Source organism: Nocardioides sp. NPDC058538 (genome assembly GCF_042719275.1).
Taxonomy (GTDB): Bacteria; Actinomycetota; Actinomycetes; order Propionibacteriales; family Nocardioidaceae; genus Nocardioides.
On the sequence record NZ_JBHXNY010000081.1, the window covers coordinates 1 to 1,482 of the forward strand.

Annotated in this window: 1 protein-coding gene; it reads right to left on the bottom strand. The window is 65.1% G+C overall.

Annotation, left to right across the window (positions count from 1 at the left end; genetic code table 11):
• Positions 1 to 46 precede the first annotated feature (46 nt).
• A complete protein-coding gene (locus tag ACFWQC_RS28310) occupies positions 47 to 1,405 on the bottom strand; it encodes an IS256 family transposase (RefSeq protein WP_378686177.1) in 1,359 nt (452 codons plus the stop codon).
• Positions 1,406 to 1,482 lie beyond the last annotated feature (77 nt).

The window sequence follows — 1,482 nt, forward strand, 5'->3', positions numbered from 1 at the left end:
GGGAGTGTCAGGAACTTTGTGTAACTGATCATCGGCTTGCTTGTGTTCAGTTCAGACCCAGGCGTTCTTCGCCGAAGGCCATGGTAAGGGTGTTGAGGATGGGGCGCCATCCGTTGATCCGGCCGGTCGGGCCGGGCTTGTTCTTCTCGCGTTGCTTGACCGCCAGGTACAGGACCTTCAAGGCCGAGTCCTCGTCGGGGAAGCTCCCGCGGCGTCGGACAGCGGCCCGGAACCTGGCGTTGAGAGACTCGATCGCGTTGGTCGTGTAGACCAGCTTGCGGACCTCGACGGGGAAGTCGAGGAACGGAGTGAACTCCTCCCATGCCTCGCGCCAGGACCGGATCAGGGCGGGGTAGGTCTTCTCCCAGCGCTCGGCGAACTCTTCGAACTCGAGCTCGGCTGCTTCGCGGTTGACCGCGGTGTAGATCCGTCGCATCCCCGGGGTCAGCTTCTGCCAGTCCTTGCGCGAGGACAAGCGCAGACTGTTGCGCACGAGGTGGACCACGCAGGTCTGGATCCGGGCTTGGGGCCAGACCGTGTTGATCGCCTCGGGCATGCCCTTGAGCCCGTCACAGCACACGATGAACGCGTCCATGACGCCCCGATTGCGCAGATCGGTGAGCATCGCCATCCACGCCTTTGCGCCTTCCCCGCCGGTGGGTCCGACCCACATGCCGAGGACGTCGCGGTAGCCCTCGAGGTTGACGCCCATGACCACATAGACCGGCCGGTTCGACACCGTCCCGTCACGAACCTTCAGGTAGATCGCGTCGATGATCAACACCGGGTACACGCGGTCCAGGGGCCGGGTGCGCCACCGCTTCATCTCATCGGTGATCTTGTCGACCACCGTCGATACCAGGTCCCTGCTGATGGTGGTGTCGTAGACCTCTTCCAGGTGCGCGACCACGTCCCCGGTCGTCATCCCCTTCGCGTACAGCGAGATGACCGCGTCGTCGAACCCGGTCAGCCGACGCTGGTGCTTGGGCACGATCTGCGGATCGAAGGTCCCCTCCCGATCCCGCGGGACCGCCAGATCGACCTCACCGACCTCGGTCCGCACCCGCTTCGGGCTCGACCCGTTGCGCGAGTTGCCGCGGTTACGCCCGATCGGCTCGTGCTTGTCGTAGCCCAAGTGATGCGACATCTCAGCCTCGAGCGCGGCCTGGAGGACCTGCTGCGTCAACGCCGTCAGCAGACCACCGTTCCCGGTCAAGGCCAGGCCCTTGTCCGAGGCTGAGGCAACCAGCTGGTCAGCCAGCGTGGCCAACCCCTTCGACAACTCCGCCGGCACCGCCTCGTTCACCGGGACCGGCACCAACGCGGCCTCGTCCTGCTCAGCCCGTCGACGGCCTCCTCGCCGCAACGGCTCGCCATCGTCGTACTCCCCACTGTCTCGCTCCATGACGTGATGCTCCTTCCACCACGGACCAGATCCGTGGCATCACGCCGAGCCAGTTACACAAAGATTCCGACAGACCC